The sequence below is a fragment of the Micromonospora avicenniae genome (genome assembly GCF_900156065.1).
GTDB lineage: Bacteria > Actinomycetota > Actinomycetes > Mycobacteriales > Micromonosporaceae > Micromonospora > Micromonospora avicenniae.
On record NZ_FTNF01000004.1, the window covers coordinates 135972 to 152520 of the forward strand.

General features: G+C 73.0%; 5 protein-coding genes and 1 pseudogene. 1 reads left to right on the top strand and 5 read right to left on the bottom strand.

What is annotated here, in order from left to right; genetic code table 11:
- Positions 1 to 79: 79 nt before the first annotated feature.
- The 4 genes from BXA10_RS08620 to BXA10_RS08635 form a co-directional block, all read right to left on the bottom strand.
- Complete coding sequence (locus BXA10_RS08620; RefSeq protein ID WP_245828178.1) at positions 80 to 3301, bottom strand: alpha-L-rhamnosidase; 3222 nt, start codon at positions 3299 to 3301, stop codon at positions 80 to 82.
- A gap of 53 nt (positions 3302 to 3354) precedes the next feature.
- Positions 3355 to 7203: a family 78 glycoside hydrolase catalytic domain gene (locus tag BXA10_RS08625; protein ID WP_076469538.1), complete on the bottom strand. Its 3849-nt coding sequence runs from the start codon at positions 7201 to 7203 to the stop codon at positions 3355 to 3357.
- A gap of 34 nt (positions 7204 to 7237) precedes the next feature.
- A complete protein-coding gene (locus BXA10_RS08630; protein WP_084752381.1) occupies positions 7238 to 11890 on the bottom strand; it encodes a family 78 glycoside hydrolase catalytic domain in 4653 nt (1550 codons plus the stop codon).
- Between the two features lie 72 nt (positions 11891 to 11962).
- On the bottom strand, positions 11963 to 14773 hold the full coding sequence (locus BXA10_RS08635) for a family 78 glycoside hydrolase catalytic domain (RefSeq protein ID WP_217696741.1): 2811 nt from the start codon (positions 14771 to 14773) through the stop codon (positions 11963 to 11965).
- A gap of 442 nt (positions 14774 to 15215) precedes the next feature.
- Between BXA10_RS08635 and BXA10_RS30765 the strand changes: the two are divergent.
- Positions 15216 to 15344, top strand: a pseudogene (locus BXA10_RS30765) (GMC oxidoreductase); the annotation flags it as partial.
- 49 nt (positions 15345 to 15393) lie between these two features.
- Here BXA10_RS30765 and BXA10_RS08650 read toward each other — a convergent pair.
- Positions 15394 to 16488, bottom strand: coding sequence for an SRPBCC domain-containing protein (locus BXA10_RS08650; RefSeq protein WP_076469540.1), 1095 nt, complete (start codon positions 16486 to 16488; stop codon positions 15394 to 15396).
- Positions 16489 to 16549: the final 61 nt, after the last annotated feature.

The window sequence follows — 16549 nt, forward strand, 5'->3', positions numbered from 1 at the left end:
CCGGTGAGCCCGGACACCGCGTACGGCGGGCGGGCCGGGCCCGGCGTCCCGACATGGACGCCAGGCCCGGCCGCAGCGACTATCGCGCGACGGTGAAGGAGTACGAGCCCGCCCCGACGCGGTAGACGGCGTGGTCACCCTCGACCCGCACGAAGTCGGCCCGCTCCGGCGCCGCGGCCACGTGGCCGCCGTTCAGCGGTACTCGGACCTCCGCGGTGGTATTGGTGGGCACGGTGACCGCGAGCCGGAACCGACTGTCGGTCCTGGACCATTCGGAGCGGACGAGCCCGGCCGGCGTCCGGTAGCTGCCCTTCACAAAGGTCAGGTCGCCGACGACCTTCGGCTGGATGACCAGCTCCCGGTAGGCGACGCTGCCCTCCGCCGCACGGATCCCGGCGAGCCCGCTGTGGAACCACTCCTCGATCTGGGCGAGGATCATGTGGTTCTTCGAGTCGCCGCGGTTCCACCGCTCCCCGATGGTGGTCATGCCGCCCGGATTGGCGGTGGTGGACGCCATGAAGTACCCGTAGCTCGGCTGATCGTCCTCCTGGAGCAGGTCCCACAGCACGTCGTCGCGGCCACCGGCGGCCAGTGCCCGGACGGTGGGGCCCATGCCGATGGTGCCGCCGCTGAAGTGCGGCCCGTCACCCTCGGGGTGGAACGCGTAGACCAGGTCGACGAGGGCGTCGAGGACCGCCGCGCGTTCCCCGTCCGGGACGAGCCCGGCGTCCAACGCGAGTGCCTGGGCCGTCTGGGTCGCACCGGCGGTACCACCGTTGCCGTCGGTGGTGTAGCGGCGCAGCTGGGTGTTGTAGAAGTGCGCGTTGAACGCCGTTTTGATGTCGTCGGCGAGCGTGCGGTACCGCTCGGCGTCCGCCTGGTGTCCGGTCAGCTCCGCCATCATGGCCAGCTTCGTGATCATCACGTGGTAGCCCCAGGTGCCGGTGATCCGGCCCGAGGTCTGGTCGGCCGACACCCAGTCGGCGAGGGCCGCATCGACGATGTGCGCGTCGGCGCCGGTGCCGACCTTCTCCCGCTGGATGTAGTCGGCGAAGTCGACCATCCGGTCGTAGTAGCGGGCCATGGTCTGGGTGTCGCCGTAAAGCTCGTAGAGCATCGCCGGCACGAGAATGATGGCGTTGCCCCAGTTGATCTCGTCACCGAAGCGGCCGCTGTAGCCCCAGTCGTACACCGGAGTCTTCAGGGCCACGTTGCCGGACATCGGTGTATCGGCGACGGACTGCCCCTCCACCAGGTGGTGCATGGTCGTTCGCAGGTACGCCGCGAGCTGCTCGTTGCGATGGATGGCGCCCATCGGCATGGTGTAGTCCGCCGGGTACGACAGCTTCTCCCGGCCCGGGCAGTCGGTGAACACCGACATGATGTTGCTCATGAAGGAGTACCGGGACATCGTGTGGATCCGGTTGACCCGCGCGTTGGAGGTGAGCAGCTCCCCGGCCGTCGGGGTGTCCGCCTGCAACCGCAGGCCCTGGATGGTGTCCCTGGTGGGCACGTACCCCTCCGGCAGCCCGGTAACCTGCACCCACTGCATCCCGAAGTAGTTGAACTCGGGGTGCCAGGTCTCGCCGCCCGGGAGACCAGCCGTCGTGTACGTGTTGAACAGGTCCCGGCCTCGGCTGCCGCCGCCGCCCATCAGCGAGGCCTGGTCGACGGTGCCGTCGGCGGCGAGCGACTCGGCCGGGGACATGCGGATGGTGGTGCCCGCCGGCACCTCGTCCGGCAGGTGCAGCTCCGGCCATCCGACGATGTTCTGTCCGAAGTCGAAGACCCAGGTGCCCGGCGCGGGACTGCGTACGGACCGCGGGGTGAACTTCTCGACGACCTTGACCGGCTCGGCCGCGCGGGCGACGAGCTTGGTGGCCAGGTTGGGCGGTGGGGCGATGCCGGCGTCGATCCAGCCGGTGTTCGAGCCGTCGCGGCGTTTCGCGGTGGACGAGAGGTCGGCGGCCGGACCGTCCCAGCCGGGCTGCTCGCGGCGGGCGTCGTAGTCCGCACCGGAGTACCACGCGTCGGTGACGAGTGGCCCCAGGGCGGTACGCCAGCTGCGGTCCGAGACGATGACGTCGGTCGCCCCGCTGTCGTACGAGATCTCCAGGCGCGCGATGAGGCGCGGGGTGACCGCCGCGCCGGCGCTCGCGTCACTCGCGGCGACGTTGTTGCCCGACCCCGTGACCAGCGCGCCAGCGGTGTGCGGTTCGGCCAGGCCCGGCGTGAAGGCAATGCCGGTGCCGGCGGCGCCGGCGGTGCCGATCGCGGTGATCGTGCGGGATTCGAGGCGGTCGCCGCCGTCGCCGGTGTCGATGTTGATGCTGCCGCCGACGTGGTAGTTCGCCACGTCGGTGACCTTCACCGTGGTGGCGCCGGCCGCCGCGTCCGCCGCGAGGGCGCCGCTGCCCTTGAGCTGACTCTGCCACCAGGAGTACGGCGCGGTACGGCCGACGGTCGGGTTGGTGACGCTGCGGCGCACGTACGCCGGGCCGTTGCCGAGCTGCACTCCGAGCGTGTTGCCACCGGCGCGCAGCTCCTTGGAGACGTCGTAAGCGCGGTACTCGCTGGAGAGCTGGTAGTTCGAGTTGCCGGGGGCGAGCACCTCGTCGGTGAGTGTCCGGCCGTTCAGGCTCGGCTTGTGCAGGCCGACACCGGACAGGTACAGGCGGGCATCCCTGATCCGCGCCCGACGGTCGATCGTGAACTGGCGGGCGAAGATCGGCATGGGCTGGTTCTCGGCGCGGCCCGGGTACTCGATCCAGCGGGCCGGCGCCCAGTCACCCTGCCGCAGCAGGCCCATCTCCCAGGAGGACGTCTCGCTCCAGCCCGAGGGGCGATCGTCGGCGTCCCAGACGCGTACCCGCCACACGACCCGGTCACGGGACTCCAGGGGCTCGCCCGCGTAGCGGACACCCGTCTGCACGTCGGACCCGACCCGGCCGGAGTCCCAGATCAGCCGTCCACGATCGAGGTCCGACTCGCTGGCCGCCGCCTGGACCTGGTAGGCGCTCTGCCTGTCTCCCGGGCACGCCTGACGGGCCCCTGGCCGGTGACACGGGTGCGCCGCGGCCCTGGGCGTCTCGACGAGCTGCCAGGCGAGCGTCGGCGCCGGATTGTCGATGCCCAGCGCTTCGTCGTACCTGCCGTCGACCTGGAGGTTGACGACCCGGAGGTCGGGGGCGCCGCCGCGCCCTGCGGCGGCCGGGGTGGCGGCCAATGCCTGCGACGCGAACAGGATCAGGCAGACGCCCGCCCCCATGAGCCCGCGCGTCCGATGTCTCGCTCTCGACACGATGCTCTCCCTCCCGTCGACGCACCCGGCGCCGACGCTCCGCCTCTTCGACGTCAGGCGGTCGGTGCGGAGCTGCTGACGAAGCGCCAGGTCCCCGAGCCGACCGTGTGCACCAGGTAGCCCGCCGTCATCCGCCGGGCCGCCACCAACCCACCGGGCGACGCCTCGACGTCGCCCGGCCGCGCCGTGGGCACGTGAACCTCGGCCGTGGCCCCCACCGGCACCTGCACGGTCAGCTCGAAGCGGCCGTCGTCACGGCGCCAGGCGGCAGAGGCCCGCCCGCGCACCGTGTCCACCGCCACCGAGGCCGCGGACAACTCGGCCCGCGCGTCGGGCCGGACGACGAACCGGGCCCATCCGTCGGCGACCGGCCGCAGGCCCGCGACGTGCTCGTAGAGCCACTGCACGACCGTGCCGTGGAAGTAGTGCTGGCGGGAGCGGGTCGAGGTCGGCCACATCTCCCACATGGTGTCGGCGTCGTTCTCCACCCAGTAGCCCCAGCTCGGGTACGTCCGCTGCGACGCCACCCGGGCGGCCACGTCGGCGTGGCCGTGCTCGGTCAGCACGGGCAGCAGGACGCTGGTGCCGAGGCAGCCGGTGTTCAGGTGCCAGCCCCGGTCGCGGATGTCCGCCACCAGGTTGTCCACCACCGCCTGCACCAGTTCGTCGGGCACCAGACCGAACGCCAGCGGAACGGCGTTGGACGTCTGCCGGTACCCGGGATCACGGTCGGTGCGGTACAGCCCGCGTCCCCGGTCCAGGAAGGTCTCGTTGAGCCGGTCCCGCAGCCCGGCCGCCGCCGCGCGGAACCGGGCGGCCTGCGCGTCCTCCCCGATCAGCTCACCCACCTCGGCGCTCGCCAGCAGCGCCCGATGCAGGTACGCCGTGGCGGTCAGCCGGGTGTCCTCGGGCGGATTACCGCCGGTGCCCGGCGACAGGTAGTCCCCGAGCGCCGTCACCGCCAGCCCGTCGCTGAGGCGGCCCAGCTCCCACTCCAGATAGTCGGTCACCGCCTGCCAGTGCTGCCGCGGCAACCGGTCGTCGCCGTACCAGCGGTGCATCTCGCGCAGCAGGTACGGGTAGACGGTGGTCCACTCGGGCGCCGGGGCCAGCTCCTGGTATCCCCAGCCGCCGCTGGGCACGATCACCGGCACCTGGCCGGTGGCGACCTGGGCGTCCCGCAGGTCCCCGAGCCACTTCGTGAAGAACCGCGACAGGTCGAGCTGACCGGCCATCGTGGCGGCGGCGACCTGGGCGTCCCCGGTCCAGCCGTTCTTCTCGTACATCGGGGTGTCGGTGGGGATGCCGTGCAGGTTGCTGCGCACCGTACGGCGCATCATCCGCTCGAACTGCTCGAACAACGGTTCGCTGCACCGGAACTCGCCGACGTCGCGGACGTCGGAGTGCACCACGCGCATGGTCACGGTGTCGGTGCGGGCCGCCCCCGGCAGCCCGTCGAGCTGTACGTAGCGGAATCCCTTGTACGAGAAACGTGGCTCCCAGACCTCCTCGCCGCCGCCCCGGGCCACGTACTCGTCGAGTTGGAAGCGGGCGCTCTGGACGTTGCCGTTGGACGCCTCGACCGTTCCGTCGGCGCGCAGCTTCTCGCCGTACAGAACGCGCACGACGGTGCCGGCCGGCGCGGTGACCCGCAGCCGTACCCAGCCGGCGGTCGTCCGGCCGAAGTCGGCGACCCAGACGCCCGCGCGCGGGGAGCTGAGCCGGGCCGGGGCGACGGACTCGACGACTCGGATCGGTTCGTGTTCCTGGGCCCGCAGCGTGCCGGCCGGGGCGTCCAGCACACTCGCCAGGTCCCAGTCGGAGTCGTCGAACCGGGCTGTCGACCAGCCCGGCAGCTCCAGCCGGGCGTCGTAGGTCTCCCCCGCGTACAGGGAGTTCGACAGGGTTGGGCCGGTGGTCACGCGCCAGCTGTCGTCGCTGACCACCTCGGTGCGCGACCCGTCGGGGTGCTCGACGACGAGCCGGGCCAGCACTCGCGGCTCGCCGTGCCAGGGCGGTTGGTGCCAACGCCACACGTTGCGGGTGGTCATGCCGTAGAAGCCCCGGCCCAGCTCCACGGCGAGCGCGTTGCGGCCCTGCACCAGCAGCTGCGGGACGTCGTGCGTCACGTACAGGACGGTGTCGTCGTAGTCGGTGAACCCCGGGTCCAGCACGGCCGTCCCGACCCGCTCACCGTTGAGGTGCAGCACCTGGTAGGCGAGGCCCGCCGCGTACAGCCGGGCCCGTTCCACCGGCTTGTCGAGCTGGAAGGCGCGCCGTAGCAGCGGCGCGGGCCGTTCCTGCACCGGCGGTTCGACACCGCTGCCCCACGGCCCCTGGCCGTACGGCGCGAGGACCACCACCGGCGACCAGGCGGAGTCGTCGTGGTCGGCCTGTTCCCAACCCGTTTCGACGCTGCCGGTCGTCCGCCAGCCGGCACCGGTGACGAGCACCAGCTCCCCGCCGTCGGTGGTGCCGACCACGAGCTTCGCGATGAGGCCGCCGGGGTTGACCGACGCGCCACCACGGTTGGTGGCGATCGCGGCCAGCACCAGGTCACCGCCGACGGCCGCGCGGGTCAGCTCGGTGACGTCCGCGACCCGGGCGGTACGCCAGCCGTCGGTCTGCTGGGGCGCGGAGAGGACGAGCTGGCCGCAGAGGTACGCGGTGAAGTCGTCGTCGGCGCTCATGATCAGCCGGGCGGAGCTGACGCCGGTCCCCTGGGGCAGGGCCAGGCGGCCACGGAACCAGCGCGGGCCCGCGGGTGCACCGCCGGTCGTCGCGCCCGGGCCCCACACCCACGACGCGCCGGTCAGGTTCAGCGCGTGCGGCTGCGGGACGTCCACCTGTCCGCCCCACGGTCCTTGCCCGTACGGGGCGAGCACCGCCACCGGCGCCCAGCCGCTCTCGTCGTGTCCGGGCTCCGGCCAGCCGGCCTGCTCGGTGTCGCAGCTGCGCCAGGAGCCGTCACTGACGAGCACCGACCGCTCGCCGGCGGTGGAGGTCACCACCAGCTTGGCGATCAGGCCGCCGGGGTTCACCGACGGGCCGGGGCGGTTGGTGGCGACCACGGCGAGGGTGAGCGGCCCACCGGCGTCGCGGACGAGGTCGGTGACGTCGGCGGCCCTGGCGTTCTTCCAGCCGTCGGTCTGCTGCGGCGCGTGCAGCACCTGCTGCCCGTCGAGGTACGCCGTGAAGTCGTCGTCGGCGGTCACCACGAGCTGCGCGACCGCGATCCCGGTGCCGGCGGGGAGCGTGAGGCTGCCCCGGAACCAGCGGGTGCCGGCCGGGGCGTTTCCGGCGGTGGCGTCCGGCGACCAGATCCACGAGGCGCCGGCGAGGTCCAGCCGCTCCGCCGCGTGGTCCGGTTCCGCGCCCACCCACCGGGCGGCGCCGAAGCCCTCGTCGAGCAGGCCGGTCTCGAACCAGGTCGGGGTGCTCCACCGGGTCGCGCGACCGGCCTGGTCCCAGAGCCGCACCCGCCAGTGGTACCGGGTCCGTGGGGCCAGCCGCGGACCGGCGTACGCCACGCCCAGGGACCGCTGCGAGGACACCCGGCCCGAGTTCCAGACGTCGGCCGCCTCCGGGGTCAACCGGTCCGGGCGGGTGGCCACCAGCACCTGGTATCCGCTCTGGCCGGCGTTGTGGCCCGGCGCGGTCGCGGTCCAGGAGAACCGGGGCTCACCGATGTCCGTACCGAGTGGACGGTCGGCGTACTCGGTGCGCAGGCGGTCGACCGCGAGCGGCCCGGCGCCGGCACCGCTGGGCGGGGCGGCCGACGCGGGCTCGGTGCTGGCCGCGCCGAGCGCCACGGCGCCGGCACCGGCTACGCCCCACCCGATCAGGGATCGGCGGGTCAGTTCCGGCCCCGGTGCCGGGGCCGGTCGTGGGGTCTGCGCCATCGGGTCTCCTCCTCGATGCGGGGGCGGTGTGCGATCAGGGCTGAGTGCCGGTCGGCAGCGGCGCGGACCACACGTCGGCGATCGACGGGTCGTAGCCGTCGCCGGTGTCCCGGAACCGCACCCGGACCGTGCCGTCGCGGGTGGCGTCCGGCAGGTCGACGACGAACTGGTAGCTGACCGTGCCGGCCCCGCCGGCGGTGCGTCGCCAGGACCGGGTGTGTACCGCCGTGCCGTCGACGACGACCTCGTAGTCCTTCAGCTGCGCCTGGTCGTACGTCTCGACGGCACGCAGCACGAACGGCGCTCCAGGGGTGACGGCGAGGTCGAACTCGAACCACCCGTCGGGCTGGGTGACGTTGGTGTAACGGCGGGTCAGGCCGGCCTCGGTGCTGGTGCCGGAGTAGGTCGAGGCGGCGAGCCGGTGCGCCTGCTCTGACGCCGCGTCACCGAGATCGACGTGGTCGTACGCGCCAGCCGGCGGGTTGGTGAGCCGGACCTGGACCGGCACCGCCAGCCGTTCGGCCTCCGTGTCCCCCGTGGCGACGGTGACCGTCACCGGTCCTTCCGTCGTCGACAGCGGCGCGGTGACGGCCGTGGACACGGTGGTCTCCGCCCCCGGGGCGAGGTCGTACCCGACGGCGGGTCCCACCGTCCAGCCGTCCGCCGCCACGGTGGTTAGCCGCCCGGTCACCGGCGCCGTGGACCGGTTGCGCAACACGGTGGTGACGGTGGTCGCGGCGCCGGGGGCGACGGGTTCCGCGGCGGCGGACACGATCTGCACCGCCGGCACGGTGCTGACCGTTCCCGACAACGGCAGGGTCGCGGTGCCGCCCCGGTATCGGTAGCCCACGGACCCGTCGACGGTCGCGGTCCCCGGCGACTGACCGAGAGGAATCCGCAGGTCGTAGCGGTGGCGGACAGTGGCACCCGGCGCGACCGTGGTGGGCTGGGCACCGGCGGGGGTCGCCGTCCAGCCGTCCGGGACCCGCAGCGCGGACGTCACCGCGGTGAGCGGCCCGGTTCCGCCGTTGGTGACGGCGACCGTGGCGTGCAGGAGGTCGCCGGGCAGCCGCTCCCCGACCGGCAGGTCGAGGGTCACCACCGCCCCGAGCAGCGCCGAGGAGGCCGCGGAGAGCCGCTGGTCCACGGTGCCGAGCAGGGTGATGAGGCGGTCGGCGTGGGCGGCGCTGATCCTTCCGCCGTCGACCTGGGTACGCAGCCACCGGCCCACGTCGTCCGCCGTGGCCAGCGCCCGGTGCGCGTGCGTGGCGGCGGCCCGGGCATCGCCCGCGAGGTGGGCCGTGCGGGCTGCCGTCGTCGCGGTGGCGAGCTGACCGAACCGGGCACGCAGGTACGCCTCGGCGGGCCGGCCCAGCTCGTCGGCGAGTTCGTCGGCCAGCGTCCGGAGCGCCGTCACCGCCCCGCCGCCGTTGCCGAGGTCACCGAGCACCCGGTCGACGGCGAACGAGTAGGTGCCGGATCCGATCTCGTAAACGGCGATCGGGCCGTCCGTGCGGAGGAAACGCACCCCGTCGGCTTCCGCCGCCGGCCGGCCGCCCTCGGTGACCGCGTGCCGCGTCGGCGTCGGGATGCGTACGGTCGCCGTCACGTTCGCCGGGACGGTGAGGCGCAGCCGCATGTCGCCACGGGCGTCGAGGCTCCAGTCGCTGCCGATGGCACCCTGCGCCGCGCGGTACGAGGCACGGGCGGAGGTGAGGCCGCCACCCGGCTGCGGCGCGAACGTGAGGTGCGTATACCCGGGGCTGCCGGGGTCGGGTTGGATGCCGGCGACGGTCCGGTACATCCAGTCACCGACGGCGCCGTAGGCGTAGTGGTTGAAGGAGTTCATCGACACGTCGCCGAAGCTGCCGTCCGGCATGATCGAGTTCCACCGCTCCCAGATCGTGGTCGCGCCCTTGGCGATCTCGTAGCCCCACGACGGGTAGGTGTCGTTGAGCAGCAGCCGGTACGCGACGTCCAGGTGCCCGGTGTCGCTCAACGCCGGCAACAGGTCAGGGGTGCCCAGGAAGCCGGTGGACAGGTGCCAGTCGTGCCGCCGCACGTTGTCAACCAGCCGGTCGGCGGCCTTGGCGCGCACCGGCTCGGGCAACAGTCCCATGCCGATGGCCAGCACGTACCCGGTCTGGCTGTCGCCCGCGACGGTGCCGTCGGCCGAGACGTACGCGTCGACGAACGCCTCGGCGATGTCCCGGGACAGCGCCGCGTAGCGTGCCGCGTCGGCGTCCCTGCCGATCGCGTCCGCCATCTCTCCCAGGAGGCGGATGCTGTACGCGTAGTAGGCGGTGCCGATGACCCCGGCGGGCGTCGGGTCGTCGAGGTTGAGCCAGTCGAGGTACGGGCCGGCGTTCGCGCGCAGGTGGCCCGAGCTGGTGCTCTCCAGCCAGGACGCGTACCGCGTCATCGACGGGTAGTGCTCCTCGACCACCTGGGTGTCCCCGTAGCGCTGCCAGAGCGTGTACGGCACCGTGATGCCGGCGTCGGCCCAGCCCGTCGCCCCGTCGCCGCAGCAGGCCCGGGGTGCCACATCGGGGTACGCCCCGTTCGCCGACTGCGCGTCGCGCAGGTCCCGCAGCCACTTGGTGAGGAAGGTCAGGCTCTCCATGTTGAAGGTCGCGGTCTTCGCGAAGACGTTGATGTCGCCGGTCCAGCCCAGCCGCTCGTCGCGGGCCGGAGTGTCGGTCGGGATGGAGAGGAAGTTGCCGCGCTGGCCCCAAGTGATGTTGGAGTGCAGCTGGTTGACCATCGCGTTGGAGGTCTCGAACTCGCTGGTGAGTTCCCCGTCGGTGTGCATGACCAGGCCGGTGACGGCGGCCAGGTCGGGTGTGCCGGGGAAGCCGGTCAGTTCGACGTAGCGGAAGCCGTGGAAGGTGAACGCCGGCTCGTAGACCTCCTCCCCGCCACCGCGCAGCGTGTAGTGGTCGGTGGCCTGCGCCGAACGCAGGTTGGCCGTGTACGCCGTACCGTCCGGGTTGAGCACCTCGGCGTGCCGGATTCGGACCGTGGCGCCTGCCGGCCCGGAGACGCGCAGCCGGACCTTGCCCACCATGTTCTGCCCGAGGTCGAAGATCCAGGTGCCAGGAGTGGGCTGGGTCAGTGCCCGGGCCGGCAGCTCCTGTACGACTCGTACCGGCGGGTCGACCTGGGCGACGATCCGGCCGGTGGCACCGGTCTCGTCCACCGTGGCCGGTGACCAGCCGGAGTCGTCGAAGCCGGGACGGTCCCAGCCGGCCGGTAGCCGGCGGGCGTCGTACGTCTCGCCGTGGATCAGGTCGCTCTGGCGGAAGGGCCCGGGCGTGGCGCGCCAGGAGCCGTCGGTGCCGACGGTCTCCGTACGCCCGTCGGCGTAGTCGACGACCAACTGCGCGCTCAGGTGCGGACGGGAGCCGTAGTGGTCGGTGCCGAACGAGGCGATGGTGCCGGCGTACCAACCGTCGCCGAGCAGGCCGCCGAGGACGTTGTCGCCCGGCTGGAGCTGCCCGGTCACGTCGTACGTCTGGTATTGCACCCGCTTGTCGTAGTCGGTCCAGCCGGGCGCCAACTCGTGGTCACCGACCCGCCGGCCGTTGACCGACAACTGGTAGACCCCGAAGGCGGTGGCGTAGATCCGGGCGCGGGAGACCTTCCCGTCGACCCGGAATCCCCGGCGTAGCAGCGGACTCGCGTCCAGCGCGGTGAGCATCGCCTCGGTACCGCCGCTGACCCGCAGCCCGTCGGCGGTAGGTGTGCCACCGCCGAACGGATTCTCCCCGTCGGTGAGCGACGCCGCGAACAGGGAGTTGTCGCCGCTGGTCACGGAGAAGTCCGAGAAGACGCCGGATTCGGCGCCGTCGGTGCGCAGGCCGACCGAGCCGGCCCGGTGTGCGCCGTCGCGCGTGACGTCGACCTGGGTGCCGTCGACCCAGGTGGTGAAGGTGTCGCCGGCCGCGGTGATGCGCAACCTGTGCGGTGCGGTCAGCCGGTCGGCCGGCACCACGTCGCCGAGCGGCACCTCTTTGAGCACGCGCCAGGCGCCGTCGACGCGGACGTGCGGGCGCAGTTTCGCGGCGCCGCCGACGATGGAGAACTGCCACATGTAGGCGTTGGCCGGGCCGGTGGCGCGCAGGTAGACGCCGGCCGCGTCCCGGTCGAGGCGGAGGGTGGTCTGCACCGTGTAGTCCGCCCAGGACTCGGTGGGCGACGGAAGCCCGATCCAGTCCGCTCGCCAGCCGGACGCGCCCATGACACCGGTCTCCCAGGAGGCCGGTTCGCTCCAGCCCGAGGTACGGCCCGCGGTGTCCCACACCCGCACCTGCCAGACGTACCGGGTGCGGGGATGGAGTTCGGGACCGGCGTACGGGACGAGGACGCTCTGCCGCGACCGGACCCGCCCGCTGTCCCAGACGTCGGGGTCGCCGAGTCCGGCCGCGCTCGTGGCCACCCGTACCTGGTAGGACTCCTGGATCACGCCGCGTGCGGCGGAGTCGAGCCGCCAGCCCAGCCGGGGTCGCGGCACGTCCAGCCCGATCGGGTTCGTCGCCCGCTCCGCGGTCAGGCCGGCCACCGTGAGCGCGGGGGCCGATGATCTCGCGGCGGCGGCGGGCCCGGCCGACACGATTGCGGTCGTCGGCCCGGCGAGCAGCAGGAGCGCCGTGGTGAGCGCGAGGCGGCGCCGAGTTGGGAGCTTCATACCAGGTCCTCACCCTTCTGTACGACGACGGCCGCTGCGGGCCGGGCCACCGGAGCGACCCGGCCGGTTGAGTCAGCGGGGTTGGGCGGCCGACGCGGAGACCGGGCGGAAGCTGGAGCGACCCGAACCCACCTCGAACACGGCGCGACCCTTCTCGATCCCGAGGAAGGTGGCTCTGCCCGGTCCGGCCGAGCGGTAGGACTTCCCGGCCGTGACCGGCAGGGCGACCCGGGCCGTGACGTTGACCGGCACGTCGAGGTCGACCCGCAGCCCGGAGCCGGTACGCCGCCAGTCGACGCGCACCGGTCCCCGCTGGGTGGGCACGACTCCGGACGCGCGGTCCAGGCCCACGGCGGGCGGCGCGACGTCGACGCGGGCGGCGCCGGGGCCGGCGGTACGCACACCAAGCAGGGTCTCCTGCACGTCGACCACGGCCTGCGCGCCCCAACCGTGGGACTGGCTGAAGTTGCTGCCGGGGTCGAGGGTCCACGCCTCCCAGGTGAAGGTGCCGCCCTGAGCGAGGATGTCGGCCCAGCCGAGGTCGTCGGCGTTGGTAAGCAGGTGCAGCACCGCGTCCGGACGGTCGGCGTCGGCCAGCGCCCGCAGCAGCCAGTGCGCCGTCATCGGGCCCTGCTTCATGCCCATCGACGCGAGGTGCTCGGCCAGCGCCGGCAGATCCGACCGCGGGGCCACTCCGTGCGCGATGGCGTACGAGGTCGAGTGCTGACCGGCGTGGGCGCTGGGCTCGCCGGTGGCCGACAGCCCGTCGACGTAGACGCCGTCGGCTCGGCGCAGCTTCGCGTTGATCGTCTCGGTGAGATCGGCGGCGTGCCCGTCGTAGGTGGCGACCTCGGCGGCGGGCCGGTCGAGCGCCGCGGCCATCCGGGCGGTGGTGCGGAGCACGTCGACGCCCTGCGCGTTGATGGTGGTGCGGGCCGCCGCGCTCATGTCGTACCCGAACCGGCCGGGTTCGGGCCAGTCCACGATGCCGAAACGGTACGCGCCGCTGCCGCCGGCCAGTTCGGTGACGAGGCCGGCGGTGGGGCCGGTGGCCGGGATGTGGCGCAGCACGTAGTCGGCGGTGTCCCGGATGGCCGGGTACGCCTCGGCGAGCAGCGCCCGGTCGCCGGTCTCGACCCAGTAGCGCCACACCCAGTCGACGAACATCAGCGAGTAGTCGGGGATGTCCCGCTTACCGTCGCCGTTGGGGTAGACGGCGTTGTAACGGCCCCGGTCGTCGCCGGTGTTCCAGTAGCGGGCGGCCGAGCGGAGGAACTCGCGGATTGCCTGCTGCGTGGCGTCGCGCTCGCCGTACGCGCCCATGGTGGCGTAGGAGATGTTCGCGGCGTCGCCGAGGAACTGCCCCTTCTCCCGGGTGGGGGTGTCGACGAACGCCTCCTGGACGGAGTAGAGCGCGGAGCGCGCCATCATCGCCCATACCTCGTTCAGGGTGGCGTCCGAGCTGGCGAAGGTGGCCTCTGCGCCGGGCGGGACGTCGGTGTGCACCACGATGGCCGAGACGTCGTCGAGCGCGATGTCCTCGCCGGCGTCGGGGATCTCCAGGTAGCGGAAACCGAGGTGGGTGAAGGCGCGGAACTCCTGCGCCCCGTCGGTCTGGATGTAGGGGAAGCTCATGTCGGTGCCCTGCGACAGCAGGGTGGACGTGGCGACCCGGCCGCTGTCGGTGAGGGTGTAGCCGGCCCGGATGGGGACCGTGTGACCTGTCACGCCGGCGTGGAACCGTACGACCGGTCGGGCGGGGATGACCACGCCGAAGTCGGCGACGACCGTGCCGTCGGCGGCGGTACGCAGCGCGACCGGGGCGACCGTCCGCTCCGCCAGCCGCGTCTCCTGGCCGATCAGGTGCGGCGAGGACGCGGTGGGGTGCGCGCCGACGGCCTCGGCGGCGGTGAACGGGGCGACGTCGTCGTCGTAGCCGGGCCGCGTCCAGCCGGTCACCTCGGCCCGGGCGTCCTGCCGCTCGACCCGGTCCCCCTCGCCGTTGCGCCGCTCGGCGCCGGCGACGAACCGGCTGTCCCGGGCGACCCGCCAGGACCCGTCGGTGACGAACACCTCGCGGGTGCCGTCGGCGTGCTCGACGACCAGTTTCAGCAGCACGCCGCGCGATCCGGCGGGACGACCCTGGCCGCTGCCGTACCAGTGGTACCGCAGCCCGATGGCCAGCGGCTTGCCGGCGGCGACCAGGCCGGTGACGTCGGCGGCCTGGTAGTAATCCTCGCCCGGGTAGCCGAAGGAGGTGCCCCGGTCGGCGCGCACGCCGTTGAGGTAGAGCTCGTAGGTGTGGTCGGCCGCGGTGTAGGCGCGGGCCCGCACGACGCGACTGGCGGCGAGCCGGACCTCAGTGCGGGCGAGGGTGTGGTCGTCGGCCTCGGTGGTCGCGCGGCGGATCCAGCTGGCGCCCTCCCACTGGCTGTCGGCGATGCCGGTCTCGAATTCGCCGGTGGCGGGCGGGGACTGCCGGCCGGTGCGGTCCCAGGTGCGTACGGTCCACCGGTACGCCGCTCCGGCGCGCAGCCCAGGCCCGGTGTACGGGACGTACGACTGCTGGTCGGAGGCGACCTTGCCGGAGTCCCAGACGGGGCCGCCGTCCCGCCGGGCGACGGTGATCCGGTAGGCGGTCTGGACCTCACCGGGGTCGGCGTCGCGCGGGAGCCAGCCGAACCGCGGCGTGCCCTCCACGTTGAGCGGGTGGGCACGGTCGTCGACCGTGAGGGCGCCCGGCGCGTCCGGGGCGTGCCCCCGGGCGGCGTACGCCGGCGGAGCCCCGGCCAGCACGGTCCCGACGACGGTCGCGACCGCCGCGATGGCGACCTTACGGCGTCTTCCGGAAAGCGGCCGGTGGTCGACGATCCGAGGGATCACGCCTGCCTCCTCCACCCTATGAATCGTTTCAGGCAGGCTACGTGCTCGTCAGCGTCGTGTGAAGGTGTCCTTCATGGCCGGATCCGGCCAGCAGGGACATCGACGAGCGTCTCCGCAGGACGTGAGGACCCTTCCGTTGCGTGATCAAGGGCCTACCGTATGTTCCGGCGATGCCGGCGATAGGGGGCGCCTCGTGGAGAAGTACGACTACATCGTGGTCGGTGCGGGCGCAGCACGACCGGCGCACGGCCTGGCACTACCCCGCCGAGGTCACACCCGGGCAGCGCGAGGTCTGGCAGCGCGGCCGGATCATCGGCGGCTCCAGCTCCATCAACGGCATGGTCTACGGGCGCGGTGATCGGCTCGAGGAGATCATCGCCAGCGGCGAGGAGCTGGGCTGGCGGCGCGTCGACGACCTGAACGCCGGCGACGACGATCGGATCGCGTACGCGGCGTACAGCGGCTACGGGTCGTCGACGCGTCGGTGCTGCCGGTGCTGGTCTCCGGCTACCTCAACGCCCCGGTGATGGCCCTGGCCTGGCGGGCCGCCGACCTGATCCTGGCCCGCTGAACCGCGCGGAAGGACGCCCTGGCGACGCGGTCCGGGCGGACGCGGAGGCTCACAGCCCTTCGCAGGGTCGTCCGTCGATGGCGCAGCTCGCAGGTCCCTTGGCGAACGCCGCGGAGTCACGTACGTCGAACCGGATGGTCTGCGACTTCCCGGCCGGTACGGCCGACCCGGTGAACGTGACGGTCTGGCCGTCCTGCCGCCACTCGGCACCACTGACCTTGCCGATCTCACTGTCGTCGGAGAACGTCACGACGACCGTCCAGTCCGCGCCCGTCCCATCGCCCGGGTTGGTGACCACCACCTCGGCGGTGTAGCCGAGCAGGCGGCTGTTGACGTTCTCGTAGTGCGCAGTCATCACCGGTCCGGGTGGCTGCGGCGGCGGCGCGGAGCCGGGCGTGCGGGAGGGCTTCGCCGTGGGCGTACGGCTCGGCCGCGGGCTCGCGCTCGCCGTACGGCTCGGCCGGGCGGACGAGGTGCCCGGGGTGGGACGGCTCGACGCCGCCGTCGAGCCGGTCATCGTCGCCGTCGCCGTGGGAGAGGCCTGCGCCCCGGTCTGCTCCGGCGGCTCCGACCGCAGCGCCCAGACCGCCCCGCCGCCGGCGAGCAACACGCCGACCCCGGCGGCGAGGAGCACCGCTCCCCGACGGCCTCGCGGCTTCGGCGCGCCCGCCCACTCCAGCACCGGCAGCTCCGCCGTCATCCCGGCTTCGCCACGGCGCAGGTCGACCTGCTGGAACGCGAACCAGTCGAGGATCGCGGGCAGCCGGTTGGCCAGTGCCTGCTGGAAACTCTGTTCCCGGGCGGCACGTAGCTCGGTGCTCCACTCTCCGTCCTGGAGGGTCTCCCGCAACGACAGCCGGCAGCCCTCCGCGGTGGGCGTCAGCGTGCAGGTGAGCAGGCTCCGCCGGCCGGCCTCCAGGCACCGCATGGTGACCATCTCCGGGGCCCGCTGCTCGACCACCTCGGCTCCGACGACGTCGTCGAAGCCGGGCAGCTCCGCCGTGGCGAACAGCAACCGGCCCGGCGCGTCGACCGCCGCCGTGGTGTCGGCGAACCACCGATTGAGCAGTTCCCGGTCGGTCAATGCGTGCCAGACCCGGTCAGCGGGGTGGAACAGGTCGACCTGCGCACTGATCTCGATCACGGCGAGACTCTACGATCCAGGGTGGTCGGTCGCACGGCACGGGGGTCCGTTCCGGCGTACC